At 40.3% G+C, this 16,535-nt stretch carries 13 protein-coding genes and 1 pseudogene; all 14 read right to left on the bottom strand.

Annotated features, from left to right (window positions below; all coding sequences use genetic code 11):
* Positions 1-108 precede the first annotated feature (108 nt).
* Positions 109-1,338, bottom strand: a complete 1,230-nt coding sequence (locus KT99_RS06335; protein ID WP_005498145.1) for a glycosyltransferase family 4 protein — start codon at positions 1,336-1,338, stop codon at positions 109-111.
* Positions 1,335-2,411 (bottom strand): glycosyltransferase, encoded by a 1,077-nt coding sequence (locus KT99_RS06340; RefSeq protein WP_005498151.1) that lies wholly within the window; start codon positions 2,409-2,411, stop codon positions 1,335-1,337. The genes KT99_RS06335 and KT99_RS06340 overlap by 4 nt, the downstream gene beginning before the upstream one ends.
* Positions 2,411-3,370, bottom strand: coding sequence for a hypothetical protein (locus KT99_RS06345; protein WP_005498152.1), 960 nt, complete (start codon positions 3,368-3,370; stop codon positions 2,411-2,413). Before KT99_RS06345 ends, KT99_RS06340 begins: the two co-directional genes overlap by 1 nt.
* Positions 3,371-3,451: 81 nt before the next feature.
* Positions 3,452-4,777, bottom strand: coding sequence for a flippase (locus KT99_RS06350; protein WP_005498153.1), 1,326 nt, complete (start codon positions 4,775-4,777; stop codon positions 3,452-3,454).
* 10 nt (positions 4,778-4,787) lie between these two features.
* Positions 4,788-5,756, bottom strand: a complete 969-nt coding sequence (fcl, locus tag KT99_RS06355; RefSeq protein WP_005498154.1) for a GDP-L-fucose synthase — start codon at positions 5,754-5,756, stop codon at positions 4,788-4,790.
* A 3-nt stretch (positions 5,757-5,759) separates the two neighbouring features.
* The gene (gene gmd / locus KT99_RS06360; protein ID WP_005498156.1) at positions 5,760-6,887 is read right to left on the bottom strand and encodes a GDP-mannose 4,6-dehydratase; all 1,128 of its coding nucleotides are present in this window, start codon (positions 6,885-6,887) and stop codon (positions 5,760-5,762) included.
* A 74-nt stretch (positions 6,888-6,961) separates the two neighbouring features.
* Complete coding sequence (locus KT99_RS06365; protein WP_005498158.1) at positions 6,962-8,413, bottom strand: phosphomannomutase; 1,452 nt, start codon at positions 8,411-8,413, stop codon at positions 6,962-6,964.
* A gap of 9 nt (positions 8,414-8,422) precedes the next feature.
* The gene (locus KT99_RS06370; RefSeq protein ID WP_040571663.1) at positions 8,423-9,817 is read right to left on the bottom strand and encodes a mannose-1-phosphate guanylyltransferase/mannose-6-phosphate isomerase; all 1,395 of its coding nucleotides are present in this window, start codon (positions 9,815-9,817) and stop codon (positions 8,423-8,425) included.
* 2 nt (positions 9,818-9,819) lie between these two features.
* Positions 9,820-10,311: a GDP-mannose mannosyl hydrolase gene (locus tag KT99_RS06375; protein ID WP_005498162.1), complete on the bottom strand. Its 492-nt coding sequence runs from the start codon at positions 10,309-10,311 to the stop codon at positions 9,820-9,822.
* Between the two features lie 149 nt (positions 10,312-10,460).
* Entirely contained in the window at positions 10,461-11,429 is a 969-nt protein-coding gene (locus tag KT99_RS06380) for a Wzz/FepE/Etk N-terminal domain-containing protein (protein WP_005498164.1), read from the bottom strand.
* Positions 11,430-11,867: 438 nt separating this feature from the next.
* Positions 11,868-12,235: pseudogene (locus tag KT99_RS06385) on the bottom strand (four helix bundle protein).
* A 424-nt stretch (positions 12,236-12,659) separates the two neighbouring features.
* On the bottom strand, positions 12,660-13,148 hold the full coding sequence (locus KT99_RS20070; RefSeq protein ID WP_005498168.1) for a hypothetical protein: 489 nt from the start codon (positions 13,146-13,148) through the stop codon (positions 12,660-12,662).
* Positions 13,145-13,426: a nucleotidyltransferase domain-containing protein gene (locus tag KT99_RS06395; protein ID WP_005498170.1), complete on the bottom strand. Its 282-nt coding sequence runs from the start codon at positions 13,424-13,426 to the stop codon at positions 13,145-13,147. The genes KT99_RS20070 and KT99_RS06395 overlap by 4 nt, the downstream gene beginning before the upstream one ends.
* A 608-nt stretch (positions 13,427-14,034) precedes the next feature.
* Positions 14,035-16,535: SLBB domain-containing protein (locus tag KT99_RS06400; protein ID WP_005498172.1), on the bottom strand; the 2,501-nt coding region annotated here is incomplete at its 5' end.

Below are 16,535 nucleotides of genomic sequence, written 5' to 3' on the forward strand. Positions count from 1 at the left end.
TTACCTGTAGATATTAAATTTCGCCAGAGCCATTATATCCGATATTTTCAACCGATGATATTTAGGCGGCAAAAATCCTGACACAGAAGGGGTAATACGGTTGATGGTTTATTTATTTAGAATGTCTTTATAAAGACTAATATACTGTTTTGCAACAACGACACTATCAAACTCATTAACTACCTTCTCCCTAGCCTTTTCACAAAGCTCTTCATAGTTATCATTATTAACAACCCACTCAATGCCATTAGCAAGGCTGGTAGTGCTGAACGGTTTTGCTTTATACCCATCGACTTTATGCGTAACGATATCTTTCGGCCCTGTTGCATTAAAACAGACTACTGGTGTTTTACAGGCCATAGACTCTATTAATGTTTTACCAAATGCTTCCATAATAGATGGTGCAATAAAAATAGTTGCTGATGAGTATATCAGCCTAAGGCTAATCACATCAGTTATATAGCCCATAGACCTATACTCAAAACCTAAATCAATAACACTACTCTCATCTAGGTTTCCAAAAAAGAGTAAAAAATATCTTTGTGTATCAAGTTTTTTTAGAGACTCAATACACTTATCAAATCCTTTATAGAAATCAGTAACACTGTTAGCCCCCATTAAAAGAATGTTTTTATCTGTTTTAATTCCAAGAACTTCACGAGCCTTTTTTTTCGAGATGGGAAAAAACTCTGTAGTATCAATACAATTATTGATTTGTACAACTCTTTTATCTTTGAAGAGTGTACTTCTATTTAATATTTCACTTACCCACGGAGAGATTCCTACAGCAGTAAGATTGCGTGGAAGATACTTTATCTTACGGTTAAGTATTATTCGTGATAAATCAAACTCATTATTAGAGCCTAACTGTGGACATTTTCCGCAGTTAGCTGTATATCTAGTACAATCCAACGAGTAATGACAACCTCCGGTTAGTGGCCACATATCCCGAACTGTCCAAATAATAGGTTTGTCAATATTAGCAAGAATTTTCATATTTACAAAACTACTGTTTATCCAATGTAGATGAATAATATCAGCTTCTTTATACTCATTAGTTTTAATAAAATTAAATCCTACAAACCCCATACTAAAGATTCTGTCTATTCGCTTTGGATAAAATTTAAGAACGAGAGCTTCAATTTTTCTTTTTAACACCTCAAGCACTTTCTTTTTGTCACTATTTATACTAACAGAGACTGAGGGATCATTTTTTGATAGTGTATTGTTGAAGATATGAGAGCTCTCACCAGAAGTAATCAGAGCCTTATGCAAATTATATGCACCTTTAGCAGCACCTCCAGAGAGATCTCCAGCAATTATGTGTAATACTTTCAATTTATCTCCCGAGTAACGATTTCATCGAAAAGAGTAAGCCATTTATTTTTAATGACTTCATAATCATATTTTTTAGACATCGAAAGTGCGTTATTGGAATAAATTGAGAAATTAGCTGTTATTAAAGTAACAGCATCACAAAACTCCTTATCACTCCAGTTTGAATCAAGTAAAACACCATTATTTTCAATAATATCTTTTGCAGATGTAAAGGTATTACGGATAATTAATGGAAGCCCTCTCCTCATCGCTTCAATATTTGCTAGCGGGTATCCCTCAAAATCACTTGTCATTATGTGAATAGAGTGATTATCTAAAATCTCTTTAATATCATTATTTGAAGGGTAAAGTGTCACATTGGTGATTTTTTCACTATCAATAACACCTTGGATGTATTCTTTATCGGGGCCATCACCGTAAATTGAGAGTTCATAGGTTGGCAATAGTTTCATAGCTTTTACCGCTAAATCAAGGCGTTTGTGTTTATTGTCAATTCTGCATAGTATTAATAACTTATGGTTCTCGATTTTATTAGAGGTTAGTATTTCTAAATTAGTCGTATGTCTAATAGCGCACAATTTGCTTTCTTCAATATTGAGTTTTTTTATAAACTCTTCTCGGTCAAGCGGAGATAGAACCACTAATTTAGTTAATCTTTTTTTAACCAAATCTATTAATTTTAATTCAGCATTAAAATAGTCACTTCGTTTTATATATGTATCAAATGTTTGGTGCTGCACTAATACTATTGGAATTTGAATACTGGTCAGTAGTTTTAATGTTTGAGGAGTATTTAAAATGATTAAATTGTAATGTTCTTGCCTAATTTTACGACTAAGTAACAGGTTAAATAGCTTACTATCCAATTGAAGAAGCCGCAAGATTCTAAGAAATATTTTAGCAATGATACTTGCCGGTAATAATGAAATAACATTTTTGTTTGTCTTTGTATTCGATGAGATAAAAGAGGGTATATATCCAACATTATTATCTACAAAACTAGCAATATTTTTTGTAAAAGTTTGTACTCCACCCGTTGTGGTCGGATCTATACCAATAAATAAAATTTTCATTAAAATCTCTTCTTCATTTTTTTAAGAGTATTGTATAAGCCTACTTTTTTAAGAAAATCTGATAACATTTTTAGTAATACCCTTTTACGCCACAATTTTTGTGAGTACATTTTCTCTGCTACTCGGTTTCGTACCATTTCAGAAGGATGAATAAGAGGAAATGTCATCTCTTCTATTTTATCTGAAAGAACATCAGGTAATTGTTCACTGGTATGTGTTGCGTTTTCAGAACAAAAGCCGATATTTTCAATTTGGTTATCGTAAGGGTATATTGCCAATCCTTTATTATTAAGCATGGTATAAGCCCATCGATACCCCCATGAACTGTTATCTCCGGCAACAGTTGCATCAAAAGCATCCTTATTAGCTTTATACTCAATAAAGGTTTCAAACATTTTACGAAACTGACCACTATCTACCTGCTTGGTGTAGTCTGCCATTTCAAAATCAAACTTGTTCCAAGCTTGCTTCCATGTACCCCAGCCCCAAAACGAAACATATTTAGAAAAATAATAACTCTCGTTATGAGGCTTAGGAAGTCTTTTCATCGGGCGGTAGCCACAAACAGCCATAACCTGCTCATTGTACTGATATTTAATAAGCATCTCTTCCATATATCGAAAAAAATGTTGGCTTGGAAGGCAATCATCTTCAATAATAATACCGTATTCTTCATTTTCAAAAAGCCAAGTTATCCCTTCACTTACGGATTTTTTACATCCCTGATTAGTTCCATGCCATCGCAAGTTTAGGTCGCAATCCCAATCCACATTATTTTCTATGTAATCTCTGATTTTGCTAACAGATTCATCCGATATTTTATCAGGTCTGGCACCATCACTAACGATATATAAAACAGCAGGCTTAATTTTTCGTATTTCGTTGAATACCCGAATAGTTTCATTATATTTATTAAATGTAATGAATATAATGGGTACATTATATATATTTTCACTCATGTATTATATCCAATTTCACATTAAACAAGGGCAATATTATGATCCGCTGACAGCTCATAAAGTAAACAAAGAACATTAAGTTCAATATTTAAAGGCTATTTTTCTAAAAGGTAATAGTAAAGCTTTGCTTTGCAGAATAAACGTTATGCGGGATTTTTTATTGACTACATTAAACAAATATGATGCTACAAGTTGTGAAGCTAATGTCGCAATTGCCGCTCCATAAATTCCATACTGTGGAATTAAAACCAAATTTAAACCTACATTTAAAATAGCGCCTGCTAAAGTTCGGTAGAATGAGTATATTTGCAAGCCTTCGGCAACAAACCACTTACCACTTGCAACACCTAAGAAAACAAAAACTGCTGACCAAATATGGATCATTAATACACCGCCAGCCTCATTATATTGAGCCCCATAAAGTAAATGGACCAGCCAGTCACTCAAAAAAGTCATTGGAATTGCGATTGCTATCGCCATCCAAGCCATTAGATCATAAAGCTGTTGAATACGAGAATAATATAATTCTTTTGATATTTTCTTTGCATTAAGAATTGCGGGAAATAATGACGAAGATATAACCATTGGGATAAAGTACCAGGCCTCACTTAACCTAACAGCTGCAGAATATTGTCCGACTTCAACACTACCTAACATTTCTTTGATCATGACCTGATCTATTTTCATGTACATCGAGACAACTAAGCCACTTAAAATTAGGGGCCAACTCTCTTTTAATAATGATTTGGCTACAGCTTTATCAAAACACCAATGTCTAATAGATAAACGCTTCAATACATAAAAATAAATAAAGCCACTCGCCAGTACAAAGCTATCGAAAAGGATGACATAGGCGAAAGCGATTAATGGCGCTTCATTTACAATCAAAGTAACTTTAATAATTGATGATAATAAAAGGGAAAATACATTGCTATAAACAACGTATTTACTTAGTACTTGGCTTTGAAAGTAGAAGTCGATAACATTAAAACTTTGAAAGACTGTAGCCGAGGCTATTATAAAAAAAAGTGAATTAGCTAGCAGGTCTGACGGTTGAAGAAACACAGCAATAACAAGTAATGCAAGCACTAAAAAAGCACCAATTAACTTAAGAGTAAATGCAGTACCTAGCAGTTTGTCTCTCTGGCTTTCATCTTTTACTAGCTTTCTTATTACAATACCGTCAAGCCCTAACGTCGCAAATGCTGAGAAAAGAACAACAAAACTTTGTGCGTAACTAAATAGTCCAAATTGCTCAGGGCCCAAATATCGAGCAACCCAAATACCAATAAAAAGGCCGACGGTCATCCTTAATATTTTTTCACCAAGTAGCCATGAGGTGTTTTTTAAATACTTCATAGCACCTTGGCTATCTTTTAGCTTAGATATCTTTTTTATTATCTCCATTTAGACAAAACTACCCTCTAAATTTATTCTGATTATCAATAAACCACTGATAAGCCAACCTTAAACCATCTTCTAATTCAATAGAATAACTCCAACCTAACGATTTAAGCCTATCAACATTCATTAATTTACGAGGAGCACCATCAGGCTTAGTTGCATCAAAGGTAATTTTGCCCTCAAATCCAACAACCTTAGCAACAGTTTCAACCAATTCCCGGATGGTACAATCAACACCGGTGCCGACATTAATGTGACTTAACATAGGTTCAGTGTTTTCATCGTAAATTGTTTTATCTAAATTCATTACATGGATTGATGCAGCTGCCATATCGTCAACATATAAAAACTCTCGCATCGGCTTGCCACTACCCCAGGCAACGACTTCTTTGTCGTTATTGAGTTTTGCTTCATGAAAGCGTCTTATTAGCGCGGGGATCACATGGCTATTTTCAGGATGGAAGTTATCGTGTGCACCGTATAGGTTAGTGGGCATCACACTGCGGTAATCACGGCCGTATTGACGGTTGTAGCTTTCACACAGCTTAATACCGGCTATTTTCGCAATAGCATAAGGCTCGTTAGTTTCTTCTAACGTGCCGGTTAATAGTGCAGATTCGGCCATCGGCTGCTGCGCTAATTTTGGGTAGATACAAGAAGAACCTAAGAAGAGTAATTGCTGAATATCAGCTAAATGCGCACTATGAATAATATTGCATTGGATCATCAAGTTTTGGTAAATAAAATCAGCGGGATAGGTGCTATTCGCAACAATGCCACCAACTTTGGCGGCGGCTAAATAAACTTGATCGATTTTTTGCTGTTGAAAAAACTCCAAAACAGCTTGCTGATTCATTAAGTCAAGTTCTTGACGAGTTCGCACTACTATTTCGATGTCATCTAGTTTTTCTAGTTGCCGAATAATAGCCGAACCCACCATGCCATTATGACCGGCTATAAATACTCGCTTTGTAGTACTCATTAATTAGCTCTCATTTATTGTTGGCAGTGCAAAGCCATGATTTTTTAATATTCCATGCTGTTTGGCTTTATTTAAGTCATTGGCAACCATTTCACTACACATTTCTTCAACCGTGATCTGCGGAACCCAGCCAAGTTTTTCTTTAGCTTTTGTCGGATCACCTAATAGCGTTTCAACTTCTGCTGGGCGGAAGTAACGAGGGTCTACTTTAACAATTACATCGCCTACTTTTGATGCGGGGGCGTTATCACCAGTGATTGATTTAATTGTTGCAATTTCGTTAAGCCCTTGGCCGGTAAATTCTAATTCAATACCCACTTCTTTTGCTGATAAACTAACAAATTCACGCACACTTATTTGTTTCCCTGTTGCGATAACAAAATCATCAGCAACATCTTGTTGTAACATCATCCATTGCATACGCACGTAGTCTTTGGCATGTCCCCAATCACGAAGCGCGTCCATGTTGCCTAAATAGAGACAATCTTGTAACCCTTGAGAAATATTGGCGATAGCACGGGTGATTTTTCGGGTGACAAAGGTTTCACCGCGACGTGGCGATTCATGATTAAACAAGATGCCATTACAGGCATACATGCCATAAGATTCACGGTAATTAACCACTATCCAATAAGCGTACATTTTTGCCACGGCGTAAGGCGAACGTGGGTGAAATGGGGTTGTTTCACTCTGCGGGATTTCTTGTACATCACCGTAAAGTTCTGAGGTTGACGCTTGATAAAATTTGGTTTTCTTTTCCAAGCCTAAAAAACGTATCGCTTCAAGTAAACGTAGCGTACCTAAGGCATCGACATCCGCGGTATATTCAGGGCATTCGAATGACACAGCAACATGAGACTGTGCGCCTAAGTTATACACTTCGTCAGGCTGTACTTCTTTAATAATACGGGTTAGGTTTGATGAATCGGTTAAGTCACCATAGTGTAAGAAAAATCGTTGATTATCTTCATGGCTGTCTTGATAAATGTGGTCAACACGCTCGGTATTTAGCGACGATGAACGGCGTTTTATTCCGTGTACTTCATAACCTTTTTCTAATAAAAACTCAGCCAGATAAGAGCCATCTTGGCCGGTAATACCGGTGATTAATGCAACTTTATTTTTTGACATTTTAAAACCATACTTTTAATTCTATGACAGTAAGTTACTAGTCATGAGAGACCAACTAACTCTTCGTTATACTTCTAAAACTTTGAAATGTTTATTATCGCGTTTTCAACACACAGCTTGGCAGTATAAAAACTCTCAGCTTCCGCATAAAATCGCAGTTCAGGAGCATTCCCCGATGGCCTTAGATGAATAATGCGTCCATCTGTACACATTATCCTTAGACCATCAGTTTTATCTACAGTTTGAATTTCTGCATCATCAAAACCAAGTTGCTGTAATAGTGTCTCAGGCGATTGATTGCCTTCAGCTATAATCGCTTGGCTTTTTTCTGTTGCAAAATTCTGAATACGGTCACTGTGGGTATAACGCTGTGGTAAAGCATTAACTAATTTGGATATAGTACAATCCTTAGCTGCCGCTAGTAACATTAACACTGGCAGTACTGCATCACGTGTAGGCAGAGCTTTTAAGGATTTACCATTAACTTGCACTTCACTAGCCAGTAAGAAGCCGCCATTAGCTTCAAAACCTGCGACTGACTCAAACTTACGGGATAAACGTAAAAACTCTGCGATGACATAGGGTGAACCGATTTTTGTTCGTTCAACATGAGTAAACTTACCACTAAGCTCAATCGCAGTATTACAACTTACGGGCACAACAAGGGCTTCTATATTTAATGCTGACGCAGTTAATAAGCCAAGGATGTCACCGCGTAGCCAAATGCCGTTTTCGTCAGCGACTAACGGTCGATCACCATCACCATCGGTCGAAAAAATAGCATCGAGGTTATGCTCTTGGGACCAATTGACCGCTTTCTTATGGTCTTCTTCGGATACGGCTTCGGTATCGATAGGTACAAAGTGATCGGTTCGCTCTAATGAGATAACTGTCGCGCCTAATTTTTCAAAGATACGGTAGTAAAGTTCGCGACCGGCACTCGAATGTTCATAAATACCGATACGCTTGCCTGTAAGCCAAGGAGTGTCAAATAAAGAGGTATAACGGGTGATATACTCTTCTGTGGCTCGGTTATTTACAGTTAACTCGGCTAACTCGGCTAACTCGGCTAACTCGGCTAACTCGGTAAATTGAACCTTTTCATTTATGATCCCCTGTTCATCAGCTTTAGTGATTTCACCATCTGGTCGGTAAAATTTAAGGCCGTTACGATCAAAAGGGATATGACTCCCAGTGACCATAATTGCTGGCATCACATCTTCTTGGGCTACATATGCCAAAGCAGGTGTTGGCACTACGCCGTAATACACAACATCAACATTAATTTGCTTTAACGCATCTGCACATGCTTGTGCCATCGCATAGCTGCTGGGACGGTTATCTATCGCAATAGCTACGGTATTAAAATTAAAGTCACGTTTCATCGCGGTGATAAATGCAACTGTAAATGCTGCACATACGTTAGGGGTAAATTGAGTGACTAAGCCTCTCGCACCACTGGTGCCAAAGACTACTCCGCTTTCGGCGATAACGTTTGAACTGAAGAACTTTGATTTAGTTAACATAATTTGCACCTATACTCGACCGTATCTGTCTTCAAAGCGAACAATGTCATCTTCACCAAGATATGAACCTGATTGAACTTCAATCATTTCTAACGGTAATTTCCCAGGATTTTCTAAAGAATGGATCACACCTATAGGTATGTAGGTTGATTCATTCTCAGTCACTAAAAATGTTTTGTCACCGTTAGTCACCTTGGCAGTGCCTGATACCACTATCCAATGCTCGGCTCGGTGATGGTGCATTTGGATGGAAAGTTTCTCACCAGGATTAACCGTTATACGTTTAACTTGATAACGTGTACCGTTATCGATTGAGTCATATTTCCCCCAAGGCCTATAAACCTCACGGTGGATCTTAAATTCACTACGTCCCTGAACTTTCAATTGCTCTACTATTTTTTTGACATCTTGCACTTTGTCTTTGGTCGCAACCAACAAAGCATCTTTAGTATCCACAATTACAATATTATCTAAGCCAACCGTCGCAATTAAACGCTCGCCACCATGTATAAAGGTGTTTGTTGTATCATGTAAAATAGTATCACCTGAAACGGCATTACCATCTTTGCATTTGTCATTGACTTCCCATAAAGCAGACCAAGCGCCGATATCGTTCCAGCCAGCATCTAAAGGAACAACCACAGCATCGGTTGTTTTTTCCATCACAGCGTAATCTATTGAATCATCAGGACAAGCCTCAAACTCGGCTGCATCTATACGTATGAAATCATTATCAGCTGAAATATTTTTGAGTGACTTTTTACAAGCGATAAATATATCAGGACTAAATTTTTCTAACTCTTGCAGATAACGACTTGCTTTAATTAAAAACATGCCACTATTCCAATAAAACTCACCACTTAGTAAATACTGCTCAGCCGTTGCTACATCTGGCTTTTCAACAAATTTATCTACAGTGTAACTGTCACCGACACTGTCACCCCGTTTAATATAGCCATAACCCGTATGTGCTTGTGTTGGTACAATACCGAAAGTCACTAATTTACCTTGTTCCGCTAAAGGAACTGCACGCTTAACGGCTTCAGTGAAAGCTTTTTGATCTTCGATAACATGATCAGCGGCAAGCACAAGTAATAAAGGGTTATTTTTCTCACTCACAATAGCAGCAAGTGCAATAGCAGGCGCCGTATTTCGGCCAACGGGCTCTAAAATTATTGAGCCCGTTTTTTCAATGGTACGCAACTGTTCGGCCACAATAAACCTGTGGTCTTCATTACAAATAACTATAGGCGCAGTAACTTCTAAGCCTGTTAAACGTGAAACAGTCTGTTGCAGCATCGTCTGCTCACCTGTTAAGGCTAAAAACTGTTTCGGATACAATGTGCGACTGAGGGGCCATAAGCGGGAACCAGAGCCACCAGCCATAATTACTGGAGTGATCATGTTTAGCTTTCCAATTTGTTAAATTTGTTCTGTAACTCGATTGCTTGCTTATTTTCTTGAAAGTACCATTTTGTATGAATATGTACCTTTTTATGCTCTAGTAGTTCAGTTTTACTGAACCATTTATAATCAGCATGCTGCTCTTTAGGTAATGTAGAAATAACACCTGAATATCTAACTTTATAAGCCAAGACAACATAATGGGTTGTGCAACCATCACCAAAAAAACTATCTTCATAAAAGTGTTGGTATACGCCTTTAAAATTAACTACTGTGTCAGTTAGTCCTAACTCAATATCTAATAATCGGATAAAGGCATCTTCAATAGATTCATCTTTTAGCACCCGACCACCAGGTACAAACCAATTCCCTTGTGCGGGTCGATTTGTTCGCTTACCCAGTAAAATTTGCTCACTGTCATTCATGACAATGAAATCAATCGAAACTAATGGGGTTGATGACACAATAGTTTTAAATAATTCAAGTGGTAACATGGTATCTGTACGAGCTCATTTTATATTTACAGCCACTTTTAAGTATAAGTTTCTGACGAACACTGTGTTAACGGAACGTTCGCAAGCTCTCTTACGGAATGACCTATGGTCACGGGATTACAGGATTAAAAATCTTTCCGGGAGCGAGTTTAATCTTCTTTTCTAACGAAGTGTCTTATAAGCACTAGCATCACGGCCAACATACCACCAAGCAAGGTGCCTAACACACATATTAGTGCTCGTTTAGGCCCAGCCTTTTCTTCTGGGATTAACGCCGGATCGATAGTCTTAAATACATATTCATCACGCACTTCGGCGAACATAATTGTTTTGGCTTGCTCTTCTATCAATTTGTACAAAATTGATCTTATGTCCGCGACATTAGTTAATGCGATCTGTTTAGTTAAGAATTCACTACTGCGATTAGCTTCGTCGACATCTCGCTCTTTCATCACCTGGTTAATGTCTTCAATCAACCAGGTCACCCATTGCTGAGCAACTGCTGGCGATAAATGCTCTACGGATACCATGACCATGCCAGTATCTTTATCCGAGCTCACTGACACAATTTTAGTAAACACTTTATAGGCTTCTTGCATCGAGGGTTCAGGCTTAAACGGGGCGTTAACTTCACGCAACCAGGTATTAGTGCTTAGGCTATATAACTCGTCATCGTAGCTGATGCTATTGTCGACCATGTTCCATTTATCAACTGCCATCAAGTCAGGCAAAATCTTGTGCCTTTGAATAAACTGACTGGTAAACCGACGAGACTTCATCACTTCGATTGCCATCTGAGTCTTGTCAACTCCGCCGCCACCGCCTAGGTTAATCCCCGCCATACTTGCGAGTCCGCCAAACTGACCTGCTAATGCACTTAAACCACCGCCTTGCTCTTCTGAGGCTGGTGCTAACAGCGCTTCGGATTTATATATGTTGGGCTGCATGATGGCGAAAATAACAGCACCAATAGCGAAAACTGCAGTGATGGCGATGATTAGCCATTTGCCTTGCCAGATGACAGCGAAGAGTTCGCGAAGGTCAATTTCATCGTCTGCTTTTAGCTGTTGATTTGGGTATTGGGTGAATTGTGCGTCTTGGTTTTGAATGTTGTTCATTGGTTATTTAAACTCTAGATTCTAGGACGCTTCGCGGCTAGTGCGCTTCGCTTCTATACGAGCAGGCATCTGTTGATACTCGCTTCTTGTATTAATTTGTGTTTTCTAGGCTCTAATGACTGAGAGACTAGATTCTAGGACGCTTCGCGGCTAGTGCGCTTCGCTTCTATACGAGCAGGTATCTGTTGATACTCGCTTCTTGTACTAATTTGTGTTTTCTAGGCTCTATAAGAAGAGCGGCCTTCGGCCTGCTAGTACAGCCTGCGGCTGGCGAGAGCGCTGCGCTTCTAGATTCTATACAATCAAAAGATGAGTAAAGCGAACGCCTCAGCCTAATCTTTTGCGTTTATAGCAGGACAAAGTCCGCTCTAGCAGCGAAGCGTTCTAGCCGTGAGCTTGCGAACGTTCTAGCAGCCCAAAGGGCGTACTTCTTAGCCTTTATATCTGTGACTCTTTGTTCTTGATCATTGCACCTAAGATCTTTGCGAGCTCTTTGGCTTCTTTTACCATTTCCATTGAGGAATGCTTTTCTAGATAGCCGATTTCAATTCCGATGTATAACTGGGTGACCAATTCGCCTAATGAGCCTTTGGCGTAATACAGGAAACGTATTTTTTCTTTAGCCGTTTCTCGCTCCTCGCCCTCAGCTATGTTTGAAGGTACCGAAAGGCCTGAGCGGGTTATTTGATCTTTGAAGCCCCAGTTTTGTACTTTCTCTGTAGCCTTAACTCTTTTTATCGCTCAAGGCTGTTTGCACAGGACAATCTTGAGGCTCTTTTCCAAACGTCCAGTTGTTCGAATCTCATTTGAGGGGACTCCTTTCAGTCGTCAGAGCGCTGCGCTTCTAGGTCGTGACTTCGTCACGGCTAGAGCGGCACTGCGTGCCTGATAGATTCTATACGAGCTGTCGCGAGAGCGGCCTTCGGCCTGCTAGTACAGCCTGCGGCTGGCGAGAGCGTCGCTTCGCGACTTCTAGATTCTATACAATCAAAAGATAAAAGCGAGATCATGTGTGTATCCTTTGCGTTTATAGCAGGACGAAGTCCGCTCTAGCCGTGAGCTTGCGAACGTCCTAGCAAGGAGCTTGCGACTGCCCTAGAAGATGACAAAGTCATCGTACTTCTTAGCGTTTATAGCAGGACGTAGTCCGCTCTAGCAGCGTAGCGTTCTAGCCGTGAGCCTGCGAACGCCCTAGTTCTCAGCCCTTGTAAACGGTTTCGCTCTATGGTTCTAGTTTGGTTTTACTGATGATAATAGTGCTTTGTTGTCAATATATTCCGTGATATTTCCAACAGTACTTAATAATACCGGAGTAAAGCCCAAGCAATCTTCAAATATTTTTATTAATGCATCTGCGTCATATTCGTGGGCAATGCTATTTCTAAGCTGCCTAATTTCGATAAACTGCTCACTATTAGCAATTATCCCTCTTTTTTCCGCTTTATTGATGCGATCTAAAATAGTACCTGATCCTTCGAGTTCAAGTGATTCTATTAGTCTAATCGCTTTTTGCAGAATTAGATCCGCAAGCCTTGCAAAACGGCTTGTTAATGCTTCAAAACGTTCTAATTCTTCAAAGCCTAGGTTTTCAGGTTTTAGCGCGATTAAATTACAACGTGTAAATGAAGCTTCTAGTTGTTTACTGGCCAATAGCAGATGATTACTATTTTCTTTTAACAAGGCTTGCTGTAACGCCCTCTTATTTTGTTGATTTGTCATAATAAAATCCCGTCTAAGAGTGCGAGCTGTACAAATGGTTTTTCAGTATCTTTAGCTACTAACAAGTCGACCTGTTGTTCATTAAGTTTAATAAAAAGCTGCGCTTGTATTTTTATTTTTTGTGAGAAATCAATCACTTTAGAAAGAACAAGCAAATCGATATCTCCTCCTAATGCATTATCATCGACGCGTGAACCAAACAAATAAACTTTTGCATCTGGATCTTTTTTCTCAATTTCACTTTTTATTATGGTAATTTGCTGTTCAGTTAATCGCATATGCTACCTATTCCAAAACCACGGTAAGGGGGGTTTTTTATGCTTAGCTTTGAGGCAGAGCGGCCTTCGGCCTGCTAGTACAGCCTGCGGCTGACGAGAGCGCTGCGCTGCTAGATTCTATACAATCAAGAGATGAGCAAAGCGAATGCCTCAGCCTTGAGGCAGAGCGGCCTGCGGCTGACGAGAGCGCTGCGCTGCTAGATTCTATACAAGCAAAAGATGAGCAAAGCGAACGCCTCAGCCTTGAGGCAGAGCGGCCTTCGGCCTGCTAGTGCAGCCTGCGGCTGGCGAGAGCGCTGCGCTGCTAGATTCTATACAAGCAAAAGATGAGCAAAACGAACGCTCTAGTTCTCAGCACTTATAGCAGGACGAAGTCCGCTCTAGAAGCGTAGCGCTCTAGCCGTGAGCCTGCGAACGTCCTAGCAGATGACAAAGTCATCGCACTTCTTAGCCTTTATAGCAGGACGAAGTCCGCTCTAGAAGCGTAGCGCTCTAGCCGTGAGCCTGCGAACGTCCTAGCAGATGACAAAGTCATCGCACTTCTTAGCCTTTATAGCAGGACGAAGTCCGCTCTAGCCGTGAGCTTGCGAACGTCCTAGCCTTCTGTTTTAAAGATTAGCGACTGTGGCGAATGTCACTGCGGTATTCGCCAGTATTTGGGTCACTTGCGTCCAGAGCGATAGATTATCTCTGTACTCGGTATCTAGCGGTACTATGATGGTATCACCAGGCTGAAGATTATCTTCATTGCTGAACCACATTGAATTACTTGGCATCATCACCGAACCGTTGGCCTTGATGACGTAGGTTCTGTCATCATCGGCGCGCTCTCTTACTCCGCCAGACATTGCAAGATACTGGTCTAGTGTTAAGCCCTGCTTGTATCTGTGAGTCGCGGCATGTTGTACTTCGCCCATTACCGCAATGGTCTGCTTAGTGGATGGTATGTATAACACATCTGAATCTTCAAGCTGCAAATCTGCTTGTTCGATGCCGATTGAAATGGCAGATAGGTCTACGACTAGGCGTCCGACGGCTTTAATATTCTCTAAATCAGCTAACATCAACTGTGCATCGGCGTAGTTGACCACGTTGCCGTCTTTAGATACGCCACGAGTAGCGATATCACGGCGCAGTTGATCGGCGAGCTTTTTGATCTCTAACTGCTCTTGCAGACGAACTGACTCACGTACAAAAACAGAAGATGGCAGATAGGCATATTCGGTAAAGCCACCGGCGCGCTTTAGTACATCTTTAAGTGATTCACCGCGACGTATGTTATAAACGCCTGGAAATTTAACTTCACCACGGATCTCTACCGTTTTGTTCTCTTGCCACTCAGGTGTGGTCATCACAGTCAATATGTCACGGCCTTTGAGCAAGATGTTAGCCGCCGCATCTCCCTGAATGGCACTCTTAAGATCGATATTGGCATGATGAATACTCGAGCCGCTATCGTCTGTCACCGTGCTGGTCAGTTCTGCTCTGGCAGTATAGGCACCTTCTTTAAGGCCGCCGCCAGCCTTGATTAAATCATTGACTCTGGCATTAACGGCTAAAGGATATATCCCCGGATGGCGCACTTTACCATTGATGGCAACGACCATGACGCCCTTACCCGCACGGCCCTGACTACTGAGCTTCATGACTACCGGATAGAGAAGCTCTCCTCTATTCATTACGCTACTGAGCTTAATCAGGTCTTTATCGTCAAACAGATTAAATAACATCTTATTGACTTCACCAATGATTGCAGTAGCTTCGTCGTCTGCTGGTGCTTCTTGAGCAATTATCACCCCACCTAATTCACTGCGTTGGACTAGGCCTTGTTTTTGCAACTGTGAGAAACCTGCTTTGAATACGTCATTGCCAAGCAATGAATCACCAGCCAGTTCAGTCAGCTTGGCAACTCTCTCTTTGACGAGTTTATTGAGTTCATAGCGATTTTGCGCTTCGTCGTTAAAGTTAAAGAAAATCAGCTTATCTCGAGATTTTAATAACAGGTCGTCGGCAGCGGCTTTATCACTAATCGCCAACCCTGGCGCAAACTGATGGATTTCAATATCACCATAGTCATTTATTTCACGCACGATAATAGCGTAATCAAGATCTGCCGAGGCTTGTAAGTCGCCCCATATTGATGGAAGCAGATCACTGATTTTTTGCCCTTGGTACCATTGATACTTACCGGGACGAACTACCGCGCCGATAACGGTGATGGCATTTTCATAGCGGTTCGATGCACTCTTTATTCTGATCACATCACCAGAGCGAGCTTTGGTGGCTTTGCCGCTGTCTGTGGTTAAATCTAGGTTGGTGACTGTTCTTAAGCCTTTGCTATTGAATCGCTCGACACTGCTACTTCTTGGATAGGCTCCAGGTTTAAGCCCAGCAGCCATAGCGATAATATCGCCTATGGTTTCATGCTTCTTTAACTCATAGATAGCGGGTCGACGCACTTCACCGGTGACACTCACTAACCCACCCACAGAGGGGATAAACACCACATCGCCAGAACGAAGACGCTTATCTCCTGATGCATCACCTCTCATGAGCAAGTCATAAAGGTCCATGGTGCCTATTAGCTTGCCATTACGTTTTAACTGAATGTTACGCAGTGAACCTATCTCGTTTACACCGCCGGATACGTACAAGGCTTGGGTAATCGTCGATAGACTCGATACTGTATATGAACCCGGCTTGTAAGCATCACCTGCAACAAATATTCGAATTGAACGTAGCTCACCCATGGTGATATTAGATTCAATACCGATCATTTGATGCTTGATACGTGTGGTTAACTGCTTTTTCAGTTCCGCAAAATTTAAGCCGGCGACATTAATCGGCCCTAGCTGAGGAAATTGAATTACGCCTTCACGATTGATAACCAGATCATATTGTTTATTTTCTTTGCCGTAGAGCTGAACCTTGATGTTATCTCCAGGCCCAACCATATATTCACTTGGGATTGGGATATCAGAAACAGGGGCAAAGGTTGTCGGCTCACCCCGGAACAGGTCATAACCGAAGCGCTTTAATTCCGTTTTAGCATTATCTTCATTAAAATCGAGTCTGGCTTTTTTATCTTCACCATTTCTGTTATCGAAGA

Source organism: Shewanella benthica KT99 (assembly GCF_000172075.1).
Classification (GTDB): Bacteria; Pseudomonadota; Gammaproteobacteria; order Enterobacterales; family Shewanellaceae; genus Shewanella; species Shewanella benthica_A.

Excerpts from the sequence above, each read along its gene's own strand:
- KT99_RS06345 (WP_005498152.1), bottom strand. The coding sequence starts at position 3,370 with ATGAGTGAAAATATATATAATGTACCCATTATATTCATTACATTTAAT.
- KT99_RS06370 (WP_040571663.1), bottom strand. The coding sequence starts at position 9,817 with ATGATCACTCCAGTAATTATGGCTGGTGGCTCTGGTTCCCGCTTATGG.
- KT99_RS06365 (WP_005498158.1), bottom strand. The coding sequence starts at position 8,413 with ATGTTAACTAAATCAAAGTTCTTCAGTTCAAACGTTATCGCCGAAAGC.
- KT99_RS06380 (WP_005498164.1), bottom strand. The coding sequence starts at position 11,429 with ATGAACAACATTCAAAACCAAGACGCACAATTCACCCAATACCCAAAT.
- KT99_RS06395 (WP_005498170.1), bottom strand. The coding sequence starts at position 13,426 with ATGCGATTAACTGAACAGCAAATTACCATAATAAAAAGTGAAATTGAG.
- KT99_RS06350 (WP_005498153.1), bottom strand. The coding sequence starts at position 4,777 with ATGGAGATAATAAAAAAGATATCTAAGCTAAAAGATAGCCAAGGTGCT.
- gmd (WP_005498156.1), bottom strand. The coding sequence starts at position 6,887 with ATGTCAAAAAATAAAGTTGCATTAATCACCGGTATTACCGGCCAAGAT.
- KT99_RS06375 (WP_005498162.1), bottom strand. The coding sequence starts at position 10,311 with ATGTTACCACTTGAATTATTTAAAACTATTGTGTCATCAACCCCATTA.
- KT99_RS06340 (WP_005498151.1), bottom strand. The coding sequence starts at position 2,411 with ATGAAAATTTTATTTATTGGTATAGATCCGACCACAACGGGTGGAGTA.
- fcl (WP_005498154.1), bottom strand. The coding sequence starts at position 5,756 with ATGAGTACTACAAAGCGAGTATTTATAGCCGGTCATAATGGCATGGTG.
- KT99_RS20070 (WP_005498168.1), bottom strand. The coding sequence starts at position 13,148 with ATGACAAATCAACAAAATAAGAGGGCGTTACAGCAAGCCTTGTTAAAA.